At 36.1% G+C, this 16,614-nt stretch carries 11 protein-coding genes, 1 tRNA gene and 1 pseudogene; 8 read left to right on the plus strand and 5 right to left on the minus strand.

Annotated elements, in window-relative coordinates:
- The first annotated feature begins 9 nt into the window (after positions 1-9).
- From ACFIJ7_RS02510 to ACFIJ7_RS02520, 3 genes and pseudogenes are all read left to right on the plus strand, one after another.
- Positions 10-240: a hypothetical protein gene (locus ACFIJ7_RS02510; protein ID WP_375644608.1), complete on the plus strand. Its 231-nt coding sequence runs from the start codon at positions 10-12 to the stop codon at positions 238-240.
- A gap of 181 nt (positions 241-421) precedes the next feature.
- Positions 422-571, plus strand: a complete 150-nt coding sequence (locus tag ACFIJ7_RS02515; protein WP_375635829.1) for a hypothetical protein — start codon at positions 422-424, stop codon at positions 569-571.
- 216 nt (positions 572-787) lie between these two features.
- Positions 788-880 (plus strand): annotated as a pseudogene (locus tag ACFIJ7_RS02520) (type II toxin-antitoxin system YafQ family toxin); the annotation flags it as partial.
- Positions 881-1,023: 143 nt separating this feature from the next.
- Here the strand turns inward: ACFIJ7_RS02520 and ACFIJ7_RS02525 are convergent.
- A tRNA-Phe gene (locus tag ACFIJ7_RS02525) sits at positions 1,024-1,099 on the minus strand.
- A gap of 396 nt (positions 1,100-1,495) precedes the next feature.
- Here ACFIJ7_RS02525 and ACFIJ7_RS02530 point away from each other — a divergent pair.
- From ACFIJ7_RS02530 to ACFIJ7_RS02540, 3 genes are all read left to right on the plus strand, one after another.
- On the plus strand, positions 1,496-2,659 hold the full coding sequence (locus ACFIJ7_RS02530) for a phosphoserine transaminase (RefSeq protein WP_375635828.1): 1,164 nt from the start codon (positions 1,496-1,498) through the stop codon (positions 2,657-2,659).
- A gap of 376 nt (positions 2,660-3,035) precedes the next feature.
- Entirely contained in the window at positions 3,036-4,325 is a 1,290-nt protein-coding gene (locus tag ACFIJ7_RS02535) for an adenylosuccinate synthase (RefSeq protein ID WP_375635827.1), read from the plus strand.
- 241 nt (positions 4,326-4,566) lie between these two features.
- A complete protein-coding gene (locus tag ACFIJ7_RS02540) occupies positions 4,567-5,988 on the plus strand; it encodes a hypothetical protein (protein WP_375644544.1) in 1,422 nt (473 codons plus the stop codon).
- Positions 5,989-6,179: 191 nt separating this feature from the next.
- On the opposite strand, the gene rpoH is transcribed toward ACFIJ7_RS02540, so the two are convergent.
- The 3 genes from rpoH to ACFIJ7_RS02555 form a co-directional block, all read right to left on the minus strand.
- On the minus strand, positions 6,180-7,064 hold the full coding sequence (gene rpoH, locus ACFIJ7_RS02545) for an RNA polymerase sigma factor RpoH (RefSeq protein WP_375635825.1): 885 nt from the start codon (positions 7,062-7,064) through the stop codon (positions 6,180-6,182).
- Between the two features lie 147 nt (positions 7,065-7,211).
- A complete protein-coding gene (locus ACFIJ7_RS02550) occupies positions 7,212-8,216 on the minus strand; it encodes an RluA family pseudouridine synthase (protein ID WP_375644545.1) in 1,005 nt (334 codons plus the stop codon).
- 29 nt (positions 8,217-8,245) lie between these two features.
- Positions 8,246-9,676, minus strand: coding sequence for an aldehyde dehydrogenase family protein (locus tag ACFIJ7_RS02555; protein WP_375644546.1), 1,431 nt, complete (start codon positions 9,674-9,676; stop codon positions 8,246-8,248).
- Between the two features lie 390 nt (positions 9,677-10,066).
- Here ACFIJ7_RS02555 and ACFIJ7_RS02560 point away from each other — a divergent pair, with 390 nt between their 5' ends.
- Together ACFIJ7_RS02560 and ACFIJ7_RS02565 are read left to right on the plus strand one after the other, a co-directional pair.
- Positions 10,067-12,649, plus strand: a complete 2,583-nt coding sequence (locus ACFIJ7_RS02560; RefSeq protein WP_375644547.1) for a DNA translocase FtsK — start codon at positions 10,067-10,069, stop codon at positions 12,647-12,649.
- 1,141 nt (positions 12,650-13,790) lie between these two features.
- On the plus strand, positions 13,791-15,497 hold the full coding sequence (locus ACFIJ7_RS02565) for an ATP-binding protein (RefSeq protein ID WP_375644548.1): 1,707 nt from the start codon (positions 13,791-13,793) through the stop codon (positions 15,495-15,497).
- Positions 15,498-15,515: 18 nt separating this feature from the next.
- On the opposite strand, the gene mscL is transcribed toward ACFIJ7_RS02565, so the two are convergent.
- Positions 15,516-15,923 carry a large conductance mechanosensitive channel protein MscL gene (gene mscL, locus ACFIJ7_RS02570; RefSeq protein WP_026500234.1) on the minus strand — a complete coding sequence of 136 codons (408 nt, stop codon included), beginning with the start codon at positions 15,921-15,923 and terminating at the stop codon, positions 15,516-15,518.
- Between the last annotated feature and the right edge of the window lie 691 nt (positions 15,924-16,614).

The raw sequence follows: 16,614 nt of genomic DNA on the forward strand, positions 1-16,614 counted from the left end.
CCCATTTATGTGGTTGGAAAGATGGTCAAGAAACGAAGCAGCAAAGATAAAGGTCTTACAGAAAAAGAACAACAGCTCCTTCATGAGATGATAGAGACCTATCAAGGCTTAAAGATGATGTCACGCCTCATGAAATTGATTGCCTTCATTGTCTTTGTGTTTATTATCGATTTTGCCCGCTTTATGGATACTCTAGAAAGTATCTTCTCACACCTCAAAAAGTGGCTAACAAAAAGTTGAAAAACTTTTTCTTTAAGAAAAGAAATTAATATTAATGATAAGTAACACTATGTTTAACTAAGTTAAATGTTTTAACTAAGCTAAATAATGTTAATCATTAAAATTCTTAAAGAGGAAATATTATGAGTGAAAAAAGTGACTTATAGCAGCTAAAGTAGATATGAATCTAAAAAGCGCATTTATGGCTATAGCTGAAATAAAACACCGTCCAGCATCTCAAATTTTACGTGATCTTATTTGTGTGTACGTTGAAAATAATAAGATACTCAATAAAGAAACGCTTGAAATTTTTCATAAAAGCGATAGCAATGAAGATGTTTTTTTATGCTGAAAATATTGCTGATTTGATTAAGCAACTGGATATCTGATTATGCGTTCAGTGAGTTATTCAGGAAAGTTTAAAAAGGATGTAAAATGAGCAAAAAAGCGTGGAAAAGATATGCGAAAGTTCACAGGAGTGATGCAACTTCTAATTCATAAGAAGCAATTGCTATCTATTTTAAATGATCATACATTACAAGGAAACTAGAAGCCTCGTCGAGATCTTCATATAGAACCCGATTGGTTATTAATTTATATAGTTGATGAAAAGCGTATCCATTTTGATAGGACAGGTACGCATTCAGATTTACTTAATTAAGAAGTTGATTATGCCCTTTAAAAAACTGATTCGCAATAATTGAGAAGCATGTCACAAAATCCTATTCCCTAACCTTTATTTACGAATCCATCATGTTTTAAAAATATAATAAAACAAGATACTAAATAAGGAAAAATAAAAAGTGGTGCCCAGACGCGGATTCGAACCACGGACACGCGGATTTTCAGTCCGCTGCTCTACCAACTGAGCTATCTGGGCATGCTTCATAAAAAATATAAAGCGCTTGCGGTTATAACATTAAAATTTTCTCTGTCCAGTCATCAAAAGAAAAATAATTGATTTTTTAATAAGTTTATCTCCCTATTCTAGAGAGTTATCAATGAATCTTTATCATAAAATAAATTTGATAGGCATATTGGACGTGTTAGTGTATTGTTAGTAGAATAATGTCTTATCGTGGTGATGATACAAAAAATTAAAAGAATCAATCGAGAAGCATGATTAAGAAAGTTTTTTTAATAAAGTTTCAGTGAATTTTAAGCATACGAAATAATAGAAAATATTTTTGACTTTTTTCTAAAAAGATTATTGATTAGTCTTTATAATAATTTGTTTTTCTTTATAAAGAAAAACACATCTAAAAGGGGAGAAATAATGATAATGTTACAAAAACCAAGCAGTCGTCCCAATAATACTAATTTTTCTTCAGGTCCTTGTAGCAAACGGCCTGGTTGGACTCTTGATGTTCTTAAAAATGCATTAGTTGGGCGTTCACATAGATCTAGAGAAGCAGAATTAAAACTTGCTGAAGTTATTAATTTAACCCGTGAGATTCTTGAGGTTCCTTCTGATCATCGTATAGGAATTATGCCAGGTTCAGATACCGGTGCTGTTGAGGCTGCTCTATGGTCTCTATTAGGTGAGCGTGGCATTGATATGGCGGCGTGGGAAAGTTTTGGATTTGGGTGGAATAAAGATGTTGTCGAGCAATTAAAGCTTTCTGATGTGCGTCGTTTTGAAGCTCCTTATGGTGAAATACCAGATTTAACACAACTTGACTTTGATCGTGATGTTGTTTTTACATGGAATGGGACGACTTCTGGTGTGCGTATTCCTAATGCAGATTTCATTCCCCATAAGCGGGCTGGATTGACCATTTGTGATGCAACATCTGCAGCTTTTGCGCAATATCTTGATTTTTCAAAATTAGATGTTGTTACTTTTTCATGGCAGAAAGTTTTGGGAGGTGAGGCTGCGCATGGTATGGTGATTTTAAGTCCTCGTGCTGTTGAGAGGCTTGAGAATTATGTTCCAGCTTGGCCTATGCCTCAACTTTTCTATATGACAAAAAATGGAAAATTGAACGAAGATATTTTTAAAGGAAAGATAATCAATACACCTTCTATGCTTTGTGTTGAGGATTTTCTTGATGGGTTGAAGTGGGCAAAATCTCTAGGAGGTGCAGCGGCATTAAGAGCACGGGTGGAGAAAAACTTTTCTGTACTTGATGCTTTTGTTCGCAAAACACCATGGCTAGAATATTTGGCAAAAGATCCTGAAGTGCGTTCTAACACCGCTATTTGTTTAGATATTGTGGATCCAGTGATTACTGCTTTGGATACGGAAAAGCGAGTATCTTTCATAAAAGCGGTTGTGAAACGTCTTGATGAAGAAGGAGTTGCTTATGATATTGGTTCGTATCGCGATGCTCCTCCGGGGCTTCGAATTTGGGCGGGTATAACAATTGAGGCTTCCGATCTTGAAATTTTAACACAATGGCTTGAGTGGGCGTTCCAATTTGAAAAAGCACAGCTTTAAATAATTACTGGTGATTTTCACAGGGTGTTTTTAAACAGAAAAAGGATACGAGAGATTATGATGATCTTTCGTATTCTTGTATCAGACAAACAGCCTCTAAATATTACATGAATTGTAAAAGATTAAGAGGAGGAATAAATGCTCTGTCAGGTGTTGGATACGCACAAATTAAAATCTCTATTTTTTTACTTTTTGTAGCAAAAATGACAGATTTAAAATATTTTGATATTTGCTTATCGTTAAAATTTGAAAATTTAATAACTTGAAGATTGAGAAAAATCTGAAATGAGGAGTCGCACTTGCTCTAAGGTTTCGTTATAAAGAAGTGTTTGTTTTTGAATGCTGGTTTTTTTGACTAAACACGACGGAGAAAGTTATGGCCAATGTAGTTGTTGTCGGTACACAATGGGGTGATGAAGGCAAAGGTAAAATTGTAGATTGGTTGTCTGAGCGAGCAGATATCGTGGTGAGATATCAGGGGGGGCATAATGCTGGCCACACATTGGTTATTGATGGAGTTAGTTATAAATTATCACTTTTACCATCGGGTCTAGTTCGTGGGAAGTTATCAATTATTGGGAATGGTGTTGTAGTTGATCCCCATCATTTTGTAGCAGAGTTAAAAAAGCTACGTGATCAGGGCGTGAAAATCACACCGGAAATTTTACGTATTGCTGAAAATGCTCCTTTGATTCTTTCTTTGCATCGTGATCTTGATGCAATTCGAGAAAGCGGTTTATCTGGTTTAAAGATTGGTACAACAAAGCGTGGTATTGGACCGGCTTATGAAGATAAGGTGGGACGTCGTGCTATCCGAGTGATGGATTTAGCAGAAAAAGATACACTTATGGCTAAGATTGAGCGGCTTTTGAGGCATCATAATGCTTTGCGTCGTGGGATGGGTGTTGTAGAGATTGATTCTCAAGCGCTTTATGATGAATTGATGCAAGTTGCGGATAAAGTTTTGCCCTTTATGGATTGTACGTGGCGTCTTTTAGATGAAGGTTATCGAGGAGGGAAACACATTCTTTTTGAAGGTGCGCAAGGTGCTTTACTCGATAATGATTTTGGGACTTATCCGTACGTAACATCATCGAATACGGTTGCTGGGCAGGCATGTACAGGTTCAGGGATGGGACCTAGTGCAATTCATTATGTTTTGGGTATTACAAAAGCGTATACCACACGTGTTGGAGAAGGACCTTTTCCTACAGAGCAGATAAATGATATTGGTGAATTTCTGGGAGTGCGTGGGCATGAATTTGGTGTTGTAACGGGTCGAAAGCGTCGATGTGGTTGGTTTGATGCTGTCTTAGTCCGTCAGATGGTAGTAGTTTGCGGTGTTCAAGGTATAGCATTGACAAAACTTGATGTTTTGGATGGTTTGGATGAAATAAAAGTTTGTATTGGTTACGAGCTTGATGGTAGAAGGATTGATTATTTACCTTCTTCCATGGGAGCCCAAGCCCGTGTGAAGCCTATTTATGAAACATTAGAAGGTTGGAAGGAAAAAACAGCCCATGCATTGAGGTGGGAAGATTTACCAATGCAAGCTGTTAAATATATACGCTATATTGAAGAACTGATTAACACAAAAGTGGCTTTATTATCTACGAGTCCAGAACGTGAAGATACTATTCTTATTACAGATCCTTTTGCAAATTGATTATTATTTTTAGGTTTCCATATAGATCTTTTGTTCACTTCTATATCTTTTAACAAAAAGAGTTTTTAAGAGTGCGTGAAAGAAAGGTGTAAAATGACATTGTTTATTTTTCATATTCATTTTACACTATGACAATAGTTGTACCAATATAAATGACAATAAACTTATGAGCCTAAAATAAAGCCGTTTTAGCCTGAGTGCTAGGGTTTCTTTGCTTAGTTTAAGAGAGATTATAGAGGAAATGGTAGATTTCGTTGGAATCTTAAAAAAGGCAATTAATGCACAAAATAATGTTACACCACAAGTGCGTAAGCGGATTTATAAACGGGCTATCGAAACACTAGAATATCAATTTGTAACAGCAAAAATACCACAAGCAATAGCAGATGAACAAAGAAAGATTCTTCAGAGTGCTATTGCAACTGTTGAAGAAGAATATTTAGCAGTTGAAAAGAAGTTGCTTTCTTCAGTTATTGGGTGGGATTCCACAAATATAAATGAAGATAAGAAATATACAAAAAAAACTATATTACAAAAGAATAATGAATTTTCAGTGGTAGACATAAAAAGAAAGCAGGATTTTGTTACACATCCAAAGGATAGCAAGTTATTTGATGAGCCTTGGGTATCAGATATACCAGATGCAGAGCCTGTTAATATGGAGGCTGATGTACCTTCTCAGCATGTTAATAGCTGTGAGTTAAAGATTTCTTCGTCGCAAGAAGATAATCCTCATATTGTTTCGCATATTTTTTCTCAGGCTTTACGTCGTGCTAATAAATCATTGGTGCAAAGGCGTATTGTGATAAGTGCTGTTTCTATTGTTAGTTTTGCTGTTTTTACTATTGGTATTTTTTTTATTGGTGGGCGTGTATTTGTATCAAATGATCATCAAGTGTTAGGAGAAAATCTTCAAGTTTCTCACGAAGTACCAAAGGCACTTTCGGTTAAGAGAAAGTTAACACAACGTTTATTAGAGGATGGGAGTGAAATTGATGTCGGTTTAAAACAAGCGACAGATTCTTCGGATGAAGAAGGAGTTTCAACCGTTGTTTCCAGCAATTTGCAATCGCTTGATAAATTAGGTGAAGCTGTTTTTTATCAAGCACGTACAAATTATGATGCAGAAAAGATAGCAACCGGAAGTGTTCGCTGGACGCTTATAAAGGAGTCTTATGTGAAGGGGGCTCCAGAAGAAACAGCCATACAAGGTGATATAACAATTCCTGATGAAGGGCTATCATTACGGTTAATTTTACGTCGCAATACCGATCGGTCATTTCCTGCTGCATATATTATGGATCTTATTTTTATTCTTTCTGATAAATTCTCAGGTAAAGCTATAAGCAGTGTTCAAGCATTAACCTTTAAAGCAAGTGAACAATCTATTGGGCAGCCTTTAGTAAGAACTATTTCTACAAAAATTAACGATGATTTTTTTCTTGTTGCATTGAGTGGTAATCATCCATTTCTTGATCGAAATTTGCAATTGATGCGAGAATTAGATTGGGTGCGTTTAGTGTTAACGGATAAAAACGGACGTATAAATGAATTAACTTTTGCAAAAGGGCCAACAGGTGAGTCTATTTTCAATAAAGTTATTGGACAATGGCTTGCACAACAAGATAAGTTAACAGTTCTTGATCAGAAAAATAAAACATAGATGCAAATAAAATAAAAGGTTATTTCTCGATATTGATTTTTATTAGTTATATCAAACACGCTCAATAAAATTGTATACTATAACTCAAAGGATTCTACAGACTAATTTACAAGTACAAAGCCAACATACGCTTTTCTCATTTCTACTTTAAAAATGCGCAAACAATTGGCTTCATACCTAATTCTAGAGTCTTATATTTGACTTTGAGATAAAGCGGAATCTCTGATAGAATTTTGCACTTTTTCAAATGCACGCATTTCAATTTGCCTTACTCGTTCTCGACTAATGTTAAATTCACCAGAGAGTTCTTCTAGAGTTAATGGTATATCGTTTAAACGACGTGCTTTGAATATACGTTTTTCACGTTCATTGAGATTGTCCATGGCATTTATAAGCATGGAACGACGATTCTCCAATTCACTTTTTTCAATTAAAACTTGTTCTTGATCGTTAGATTCATCCACCAACCAATCTTGCAACTCGCTGTTTTCCCCTTCTTTTGTACGAAGGGGTGCGTTGAGTGAAGTGTCACCACCAAGTCGGCGGTTCATTGATATAACTTCATCTTCTGAGACATTCAACTGAGTTGCAATTTCTTTTACTTGTTCTGCATTGAGATCACCGTTATCAAGTGCTTGAAGTTTACTTTTTAATTTACGAAGGTTAAAAAACAAGCGCTTTTGATTAGCTGTTGTCCCCATCTTCACCAAACTCCAAGACCGCAATACATATTCTTGGATTGATGCTTTAATCCACCATATTGCATAGGTTGCAAGACGAAAACCACGTTCTGGCTCAAAACGCTTAACAGCTTGCATGAGTCCAACATTGCCTTCTGAAATGACTTCCCCAATGGGGAGTCCATAGCCGCGATATCCCATCGCGATTTTAGCTACAAGACGCAAATGACTGGTTACTAGCCTATGCGCTGCTTTTAAATCATTATGCTCACGGTAACGTTGAGCTAACATATATTCTTCTTTTGGATCAAGCATTGGAAAACGACGTACTTCTTCCAAATAACGGTTTAATCCGCCATCGCTTGTGGTTACTGATAACAAATTCATATGGGCCATAATAGCACCCTCCTTTTGTCTGAATTCCCTGATAAGGCAAATTCTATGTTTCAGATAGTAATACCTGTGCACATTCACTTTAGCATATTTTTCAATTTTGTTCAAAAAAAGATATTTTATTGTGAAATCTTGAGAAGGAGAAAAGTTTCAATTCATTTTTTTAAAATGCTTAATAAGTTTAGCCATATCTTGAGGTAGTGGTGCGGAAAACGACATAACTTTACCGGTAGAAGGGTGTTCAAAAGTGAGACTTGCGGCATGAAGTGCCTGTCTGTTGAATTGATCGATTGCATTTCTAATAGTGGGGTTGAATGCGTTTGATTTTGTTTTAAAAGCGTTTCCATAAACTGTATCGCCTATGAGTGGATGCCCAATATGAGCCATATGAACACGGATTTGATGGGTGCGTCCAGTTTCCAAGCGACATTCCAGAAGGCTAGCAAAAGATGTTGAGTCTGCATGAGAGCCATATTTTTCTAGCAAAGAAAAATGTGTAACAGCATGACGAGCATAAGGGTTTTGCTTATGGATAACAGCTTGCTTTGTTCGGTTGTGGGGCGAACGGCCAAGTGATGCATCAATTGTCCAAACATTGCGGTGAGGTGTCCCCCAAATCAAGGCATGATAGCGTCGGTCTAATGCACAGGTACGTCCATGATCAGAAAATTGAGCACTGAGACTTTTATGAGCCAGATCATTTTTTGCAACAACCATAACACCACTTGTATTTTTATCGAGACGATGGACAATGCCGGGGCGTTTAACACCACCTATACCAGATAAACTATTACCGCAGTGATAGATAAGGGCATTAACCAACGTACCGGTCCAATTTCCATTGCCAGGATGAACAACAAGACCTGCTGGTTTGTTAATAACAATGATATGATCATCTTCAAAAAGGATGTCCAATGCAATAGCTTCAGCACTAGGTTCTGCATCACGAAGGTCAGGCATTGCCAATTCAATTATTTGCTTAGGTCTTAATTTTGTTTTTGGTTCTTTTATGAATTGACCATCAATTTTAAGATAGCCTTCACGGATGAGGGTTTGCAAACGTGAACGTGAGAACACATTATGATATTGTTTTGCTAGCCACTGATCAAGACGTTGCCCAAGAGCACCTTCATCCGTTATTTTTTGTATTACCATACGATTCCTATTAAGTTTTTAATAAGATTTTACCAGTACGAAATTGCTTTACTATCGAGGAATTCTTTAATTCCCCAATGTCCCCCTTCACGGGCGCGTCCAGAAAATTTTACACCTCCAAAATAGCTTCCACTGGGTAATCCATGTCCGTTAACTTCTACCATACCAGAGCGTACTTGTGCCGCAATACGACGATATTTGTTGCGATCTTGTGATTGAATATAGTTTGTAAGACCATACTCAGTGTCATTCGTTAAAGCGACAGCTTCTTCTTCTGTATTAAAAGCAAGAATCGAGAGAACTGGACCAAAGATTTCTTCTTTGAAAATACGCATATGAGGTTTTACATCAGCAAAGACTGTTGGACGGACATAATAACCGCGTTCAATTCCTCTTGGTAAACCAGTTCCGCCTGCAACAAGAGTTGCACCATCATCAATTCCCGATTGGATAAGATCTTGAATTTTATCATATTGTTTTTTTGAAACGACGGGACCAATATGATTTCCTTCTTGGCAATTTGGTCCTACTTTTGTTGTTTCTGCAATATCTTTAGCTATTTTTATGGCTTTGTCATAGATGCTTTGTTCCACAAGCATACGAGTGGGTGCATTACAGCTTTGTCCACTATTATAAAAGCAATGTCGCACACCACGTTGAATAGCATCTGAGTCGGCATCAGCAAAGATAATATTCGCTCCTTTTCCCCCAAGTTCCAGACAGACTCTTTTTAAAGTAGCGCTAGCATTTTTAGAAATATCTTTTCCTGCTCTAGTTGAACCAGTAAAGCTAATCATTTCTAGATCTGGATGTGCTGAGAGGTAAGAGCCGACAGTTGTACCATCACCATTGATTAAATTAAAAACACCGGCAGGGAGCGCAGCTTCATCTAAAAATTCAGCAAAAAGCATAGCAGAAAGAGGCGCAATTTCAGAGGGCTTTAATACCATGGTACAGCCAGCCAAGAGAGCAGGGATAACTTTAAGAGTTACTTGATTCATGGGCCAATTCCATGGCGTAATTAATCCTACGACGCCGATAGGGTCGTAGTGAAGAATTGCTTGTTCATTTCCCTTTATTAAAGTTTCTTGGAACGAGAACTCTTTATAAGCTTCGATAAAATTGCGAATGTGGGAACTGCCAGTTGCGGTTTGCGCATTAAGTGCCATATCAATTGGTGCTCCCATTTCCATTGAAATGGTTTTTGCCATCTCTTTAGAGCGTTTTTCATAGATATTTAGAATTTTTTCAACGAACCCAAGACGCTCACTTGGTGACGTTGTTTTCCATTTTTGAAACGCTTCTTTAGCTGCGTTAATTGCTTTATCGGCATCTTCTGTACTTCCAAGGCTAATGACAGCACAAGCCTCTTCTGTTGATGGATTAATGACGTCAAAATCGTGAGGAGTTCTTGGGTCCTCCCATAGACCATTGATATAAAATTTCCGTTTATTAAACATAATTCACTCCCTTTTTTCTATTTGTGTTTATTTAATTATGATTATCTTAGTCTAAGCCGTTTTAAACGAGGATAACAAGGGTAATCTTATAAAAACGCGAGAAATTAGATTGTATCATGATAACTGAGCATGGAGAATTCAACAGAGCAATGCTTATATACCCATTTGTATTATTAGGACTAATTGCTTTTATGAAATGAGAGAGAAAGAGAGCTATAGACAATTTATATCGTAAATATGCAGAAGAGAGATTATGAATATGCATTATGGCATTATTTTTTTCATTAAAAAGTAACCATCAGCAAAAGGTTATTAACCTTCGTATGATAGTTTCTACGAATTCTTTTTGAAAAGGTTATTTTTCTCATTGCTATAAATTTGTTGGGTGCCATGCATAATTCGAAAACAAAATCTATTTCTGCGTCTTCTTTTTCTGATGATGGTACGAAAGGTGCATCAAGAGAAGATTTATCTATTAAGATTACTGAGATATTTCCTTATCCGGAAGTATGGAAAAAGGCATTTACCCTCGGAAAAAATGTCCGTTTCACGCGAACTCCAGAAGTTGAGATTTTGCGTCGTCGTATAGAAACAGATCCAGTTTTTGCAAAGCAGTTTAAAATTTTTACGAAGCAAGATCAAAAAAAAATTACAGATACAGATACAGATATTGTACGTTGTAACAAGAAAACAACAAGCGTTTCATCGACAAAAAAAGTCATTAATCCTCAATCAATAGAAAATAAAACGTCGGTTTGTCATTCAACAGTTTTGAAGCAGTTGTCACGACAAGTTACTCGTATACCATCAGAAAATATCCCTCTTGAGGAGGGTAAACAAGAGCATAAATTACAAGTAGAAAATGTGCTACAAAAAATGAATCCTGCTTGGCATCTTTCCGATGATGCATTTTTTGAATGCGTATCTTTGATATTTGAACATATGGATACTCAAACTTCAAAAGAGGATCAAACATCGATTGACACGACAAATAAAATTACATCCGATATTCCTTCTGTCTTTGATGAGTCAATAACTGCTCTTTACCGTGTTCTCGAATACCGCTTTCCGCAACTCTATGATTCCATTACATCGGAATCTCCAGCGGAAAGGATGCGAGGCGTTGAGCAAATTTCTGATTTAATGCATACAAATAATGATATTACTAAAGAATGTCATTCTAAGCTTTCTGTTGAAGATTCCGCTCATACGTTAAGTAATGCAAGGGCGTTAAACGATATTGAGGCACTAAGCGATTCTGAGGCTAGTATAGAGACGAAAAAAACCAATAATATTGTCGATTGTATAACAAAGAATGTCACACCGAATTCAAAAGATTTGTCTGTGATGCAAGCAAATCGTAAAACGAAAATATTGCAATCTACCCGCGTGCCATTAAGCAATTATGATTCTGCTTTTATGCAAAATATTCAATCTATTGACAGTGATGTTTATGAGTTTCCTCCGATCAATTTATTACAGGAACCTGTTTTTCATGAAGGTACGATGATTCCTCAGGAAACATTGGAACGCGGTGCTGGGCTTTTGGAAAGTGTTTTGGAAGATTTTGGCATTAAGGGTGAAATTATTCATGTGCATCCAGGGCCAGTGGTTACAATGTATGAATTTGAGCCTGCTGCGGGTGTAAAGTCATCGCGCGTTATTAATCTTTCTGATGATATTGCGCGTTCTATGTCTGCTATTTCTACACGCGTTGCTGTCATTCCTGGACGGAATGTTATTGGGATTGAGTTACCCAATGCGGTTCGTGAAACCGTTTATTTACGGGAATTAATTCAAACACGTTCTTTTCGTGAAAGTGAATTTAAACTTGCTCTTGCTTTGGGGAAAGGGATTAGTGGTGAGCCGGTCATTGTAGAATTAGCAAAAATGCCTCATTTATTGGTTGCAGGAACAACAGGATCAGGCAAGTCTGTAGCAATTAATACAATGATTTTGTCGATTCTTTATCGTATGACACCAAAACAGTGTCGTTTGATCATGGTTGATCCTAAAATGCTAGAGCTCTCTGTTTATGATGGCATTCCACATCTTTTAACACCTGTTGTAACAGATCCTAAAAAAGCGGTAACAGCTTTAAAATGGGCGGTTCGTGAAATGGAAGAGCGTTATCGCAAAATGGCTAAGTTAGGTGTACGTAATATCGATGGTTTTAATGCACGCGTTGCACTTGCGGCTCAAAAAGGTGAAACGATCATGTGTACTGTACAGTCGGGTTTTGATAAGGAAACAGGGGAAATGCTTTATCATGAAGAAGCCATGGATCTTACGCAGCTTCCTTATATTGTTGTGATTGTTGATGAGATGGCTGATCTCATGATGGTGGCAGGGAAAGAAATAGAGAATGCCATTCAGCGCTTAGCACAAATGGCGCGTGCGGCTGGTATTCATCTTATTATGGCAACGCAGCGCCCTTCTGTTGATGTTATCACAGGGACAATTAAAGCGAACTTTCCTACCCGCATTTCTTTTCAAGTGACATCAAAAATTGACAGTCGTACGATCCTAGGTGAACAAGGTGCTGAAACGCTTTTAGGTCAAGGAGATATGCTTCATATGGCAGGTGGGGGGCGTATTGTACGCGTTCATGGACCTTTTGTCTCTGATGAAGAAGTTGAATCTATTGTTGCACATCTTAAACTGCAAGGAAAACCTGATTATTTAGCAACCGTCACAGATAACGAAGACGATAACAAAGAGGATGCTTCTGCCGATTCAACGGTTGAAGTTTCTGAGGAAGAAAATTTTGATGAAGAGGGAGAGGAGCTTTATAATCAAGCTGTAAAGATTGTTATGCGTGATAAAAAATGTTCAACATCTTATATTCAGCGCCGACTTTCAATCGGCTATAATAAAGCAGCTTCTCTTGTTGAGCGGATGGAAGAAAAAGGCATTGTTGGAGCCGCTAATCATGTGGGAAAACGTGAAATTTTACTCAATGCAGGGAAATAAAAAAGCACATTAAAATGTGCGATTTAAAATATGCGATTTTTAAAATGTTTGACAGTTATTATTTAAATAGCGAATGCTTGTTTTATTTTTTCAAAGCAGATGTGACCATGTATTTATTTTTATAATAATATTAAAAAATTGAGTGGAGAGTAATAAAGCAAAAGCGATCTTTTGACTGCTGATACCAAAAGGGGAGATATTTTTAACATTTCTAGATGATCTGGAATGTAAAGAAATTAAACAAATCTTTATATGAGAACAGATAATTTTTGTTTTCTCTTCTATAGCGGTTCTGATGAAAGAAAGGTCTTTTGGGAATTATGGAGAGCATCATAAGAAGAGTATCCAATATGCAAGTTTTATTGCATTGGGTGCTTTAAAGCACTATACTAAATTTGTCATCATTTGATATTATTGGCACAAGAAAGGTGTTCTTACGAGAAACTTTATGTGAAAAAGAAATTTTTATTTCTATTTTTATAATGCGATTTATTGATTTATAATGATAATTTATCATTGTAAATATTGAATAAAAATTTCAAATATCGTAATTTTTTTTCATTTCAAATCTGTTTCTGTTGAAACAAATAAAACGATTTTCTTGCGTATCATAATAATGTAGGGGTAAAAAAGTAAAAAAAAAGAAATAAAAATGCTGCTTATGAACGCCTTCAAATGCCAAGAACTATTGGTAACAACATTAGGGGTTAAAATTAGTATAATGATGGTTTTAACCAGCTATTTTATAAGCATAAAAATGTAATGTACAATGCCTTGCTATCTGTTATGGGGGACTTTACATTATACCATTTACGGATGCCGTCGTAAAATAAGCTTGGGGAGCTTGGGAGATATCTTTTTAAAACAGGCACATGAATGTGTAAAATAAGTGTATTCTTTTTGAGTACTATTTATGCGAGGGAGATGTTACCATTATTGTAACAAGATTTGTTACAATAATGGGTGAATAAGCAACAGGAGTTGGAGGATTCTTTTTATTCTTGTTTTGTTGATGAAACAGTCAAAATTTTGCTACAGACAATTGATATGAGATATCAAGTTATTTTAACCAGAACAGGTAATTGTAAACAAATTAGCATTATTCATTTGAGAGTAAATCCAACACTTTTTAGTTTTAGTTATGCCATTAAAAGCAGATGAATTGAAGTTAAATACAAATGAATTAAAATGTCAGCAAGAAGCTTTTCGTTTTACACCAGAGCTTTTGCCTCGGCCTTTTACGTGGGAAATCGATCATAATGGTTTATTTTGTGAAGTCTCAAAAGAGCTAGCTGAAGTTGTTGGTCCTCTCTCTTCCTCTATTTTAGGATGTAGCTTTCGTGAGCTTGCTCATCAATTTAATGATGATCGATATCTGGTTCTCAGTCATTTTATTGAAGCTGCTATGCCTTGGAGTAAAGAGATTGTTCAATGGCCTGTTGATGGTTGCTTACAATGGCTTGATGTTGAGTTGTCGGCTTTGCCAATTTTTGATGTTAAAAAGCAGCTTAAGGGGTTTCGTGGCTTTGGTATTTTAAAAATACGAAAAAAAGTCCAAGAAAAAAGAGATGAAAAGCTGGAAACAGAAATGCCATGTCTTACGGAGATAGAACGTTCAGCTTTTCATGAAATTGCAGAGAAATTACGTGATGAATTGAATTCATCGGTAAAAGAAAAAAAATTAGTTGAAGAAACAGCTATTCAGTTACCATATACACAAACATTGCCGGTAAATGCTATAGAACAAGCTCTCGTAAAAGAGCCCGCAGCAGTTTTATCATTGTTGGATACAGCAACAGATGGTGTTTTATGGTTGGATGAAGAGGGCTTTATTCAATCAGCAAGTAGGGCAGCCTTAGCATTGATGGGTTATGAAATAAATGAACTACGAGGACAGCCACTCTCTTCATTATTTACTTTGCAAAGCCGATTTTTCGTTGAAAAATATTTTAAATCAATCCGTGTGGAGGGGAAAAATCAGGTTTTAAATCGCAGAGAAACAGCTGATTTAATGACGAAAAATCATAAAAATATAACCGTTTTGATAACGATTGTATTTTTGGCACAGCAAGGCAATTATGCTATTATGTTGCGGGATAGGACACAAACAGTTCCATCAGGAGGAAAAAAAGCAGAAGAGGATAAAATTGTTGGGGTTGTTCATGAAATACGAACACCTTTGAATGCTCTTATTGGTTTTGCAGAAATTATGAGAGAAGGCCGTTTTGGTTCGATAGAAAATGAGCGCTATCGTGGATATTTACGCGATATTATTTCCTCTGGAAAACATATATTATTGCTGATTAATCAATTACTAGAGTGCTCGAAGATAAATTATTCTGGTTCCAATAACCAGATTGATTCTTCCATTATTTCTGAAACATTTGATGTGATATCTTGTTTACGTGCGACGATAGCTTTTCTTGAAACTCAAGCCAATCAGAACGGCATTATCATGCGCATTGTTGCTCCACCTCACGTTCCATTTATTCCTGTATCACAACAAGTGTTTCGCCAGATTATATGGAATCTTCTTTCCAATGCTATTCGTTTTACACCTTTGGGTGGACAGATTATTGTTCACGTTTCTTATAGAAAAGAACGTGTAAAAATTTCAGTGAGTGACAATGGTATAGGGATGAACGAAGAAGAGATTGCACAGGCACTGAAACCTTATGGTCAAGTAGAGCGCAAAGATGGACGATCTGGAGATAGCGCTTTTATAGGAACAGGTTTAGGACTCCCAATGTGTAAAGCAATGGTGGAAGAAAGAGGGGGACAATTTTTATTGTTCTCAAAACCCAATCATGGAACAACTGTGGAAATGTTTTTTCCTCGTGTTCCATGATGTAAATCTTGCATAAAATTATTTTTTCTTAGCCAAAAGATCTCTAATTTCTGTTAAAAGTTGTTCTTCTGAAGACGTTTTTTTTGGGCTTTCTTCTTCTTTTCTACGGATTTTATTCATAGCTTTAACGAATAAAAAAAGAACCCAAGCAATAATGAGAAAATTGATAAGTAAAGTAATAAAGTGTCCATAGCTAATGGTTGCTCCAGCTGCTTTTGCGGCACTCAATGTTGCTTGTTTTTCGCCAGCAAGTTGAATAAACATATTAGAAAAATCAATTCCACCTGTAATCAGTCCAATGATTGGCATAAAAATATCATTGACAATTGAGTTGACCAAGCTACCAAAAGCGCCCCCTATAATCACACCGATAGCAAGATCAATCATATTACCTTTTAGGGCAAATTCTTTGAATTCTTTCAGCATTGCGTTTTCCCCTTTATGTAAGCGATATACGGTAATTTACTTACCGCTTTTGATGAAAAAGGAAAGGGCAGATTTTATTTTTAGGATTATATTACAATATTAATATTATTTTCAAAGAACTTTATAAGGCTTAATAAAGAGCATTAGGGCTCTATTTGAATGTACATAGAACATTTCTGAGAAAAAAGCTTTTTTGATAAAAACTATATATGCTTTTTTCAACAGAAAGTAGAAAACCGTAGCTTAATTTATATAATTGCCTCAAGATTTTTATGATAACATTAAAAAGAAAGATTTTTACAGAATACCACAAAATGAGCAGGGTTGAAAGTTGAGCTATCAGGACGCTTCTCAGATGAAGTGCATATATTGGTATAACGTATTGTTATAAAAAGAGAATTTTGAAATAAAAAATATATTTCAGCACTGATGGAAGAAATAGATAGATGAGGCAGGAGAAAACTTATAATTTAATTCCTCTTAATTCAGTAAGCGATAATAGCAATTAGGAGGGCATTATGGCTTATCTAAAAGCTATTTTTACTGGGTTGCATGAGCTAAAATGGCGATAATTCCAATGGAAGAAACACATTTCATTTGTTGGAAGATTGTATCAGTTTATAAATAGCAGAGCTCTAGGGTTTGCAAGATTATTTTGGTTTGGAAGTCGTTGGTATGATAGGTGGGAGTT

The sequence above is a fragment of the Bartonella sp. MR100HLJHH genome (assembly GCF_042194215.1).
Lineage (GTDB): Bacteria > Pseudomonadota > Alphaproteobacteria > Rhizobiales > Rhizobiaceae > Bartonella > Bartonella grahamii.

Bases quoted from the DNA above. Each gene is read 5' to 3' on its own strand.
- ACFIJ7_RS02515 (WP_375635829.1), top strand. From the start codon at position 422: ATGGCTATAGCTGAAATAAAACACCGTCCAGCATCTCAAATTTTACGT.
- ACFIJ7_RS02530 (WP_375635828.1), top strand. From the start codon at position 1,496: ATGATAATGTTACAAAAACCAAGCAGTCGTCCCAATAATACTAATTTT.
- ACFIJ7_RS02535 (WP_375635827.1), top strand. From the start codon at position 3,036: ATGGCCAATGTAGTTGTTGTCGGTACACAATGGGGTGATGAAGGCAAA.
- ACFIJ7_RS02540 (WP_375644544.1), top strand. From the start codon at position 4,567: ATGGTAGATTTCGTTGGAATCTTAAAAAAGGCAATTAATGCACAAAAT.
- rpoH (WP_375635825.1), bottom strand. From the start codon at position 7,064: ATGGCCCATATGAATTTGTTATCAGTAACCACAAGCGATGGCGGATTA.
- ACFIJ7_RS02550 (WP_375644545.1), bottom strand. From the start codon at position 8,216: ATGGTAATACAAAAAATAACGGATGAAGGTGCTCTTGGGCAACGTCTT.
- ACFIJ7_RS02555 (WP_375644546.1), bottom strand. From the start codon at position 9,676: ATGTTTAATAAACGGAAATTTTATATCAATGGTCTATGGGAGGACCCA.
- ACFIJ7_RS02560 (WP_375644547.1), top strand. From the start codon at position 10,067: ATGCATAATTCGAAAACAAAATCTATTTCTGCGTCTTCTTTTTCTGAT.
- ACFIJ7_RS02565 (WP_375644548.1), top strand. From the start codon at position 13,791: ATGCCATTAAAAGCAGATGAATTGAAGTTAAATACAAATGAATTAAAA.
- mscL (WP_026500234.1), bottom strand. From the start codon at position 15,923: ATGCTGAAAGAATTCAAAGAATTTGCCCTAAAAGGTAATATGATTGAT.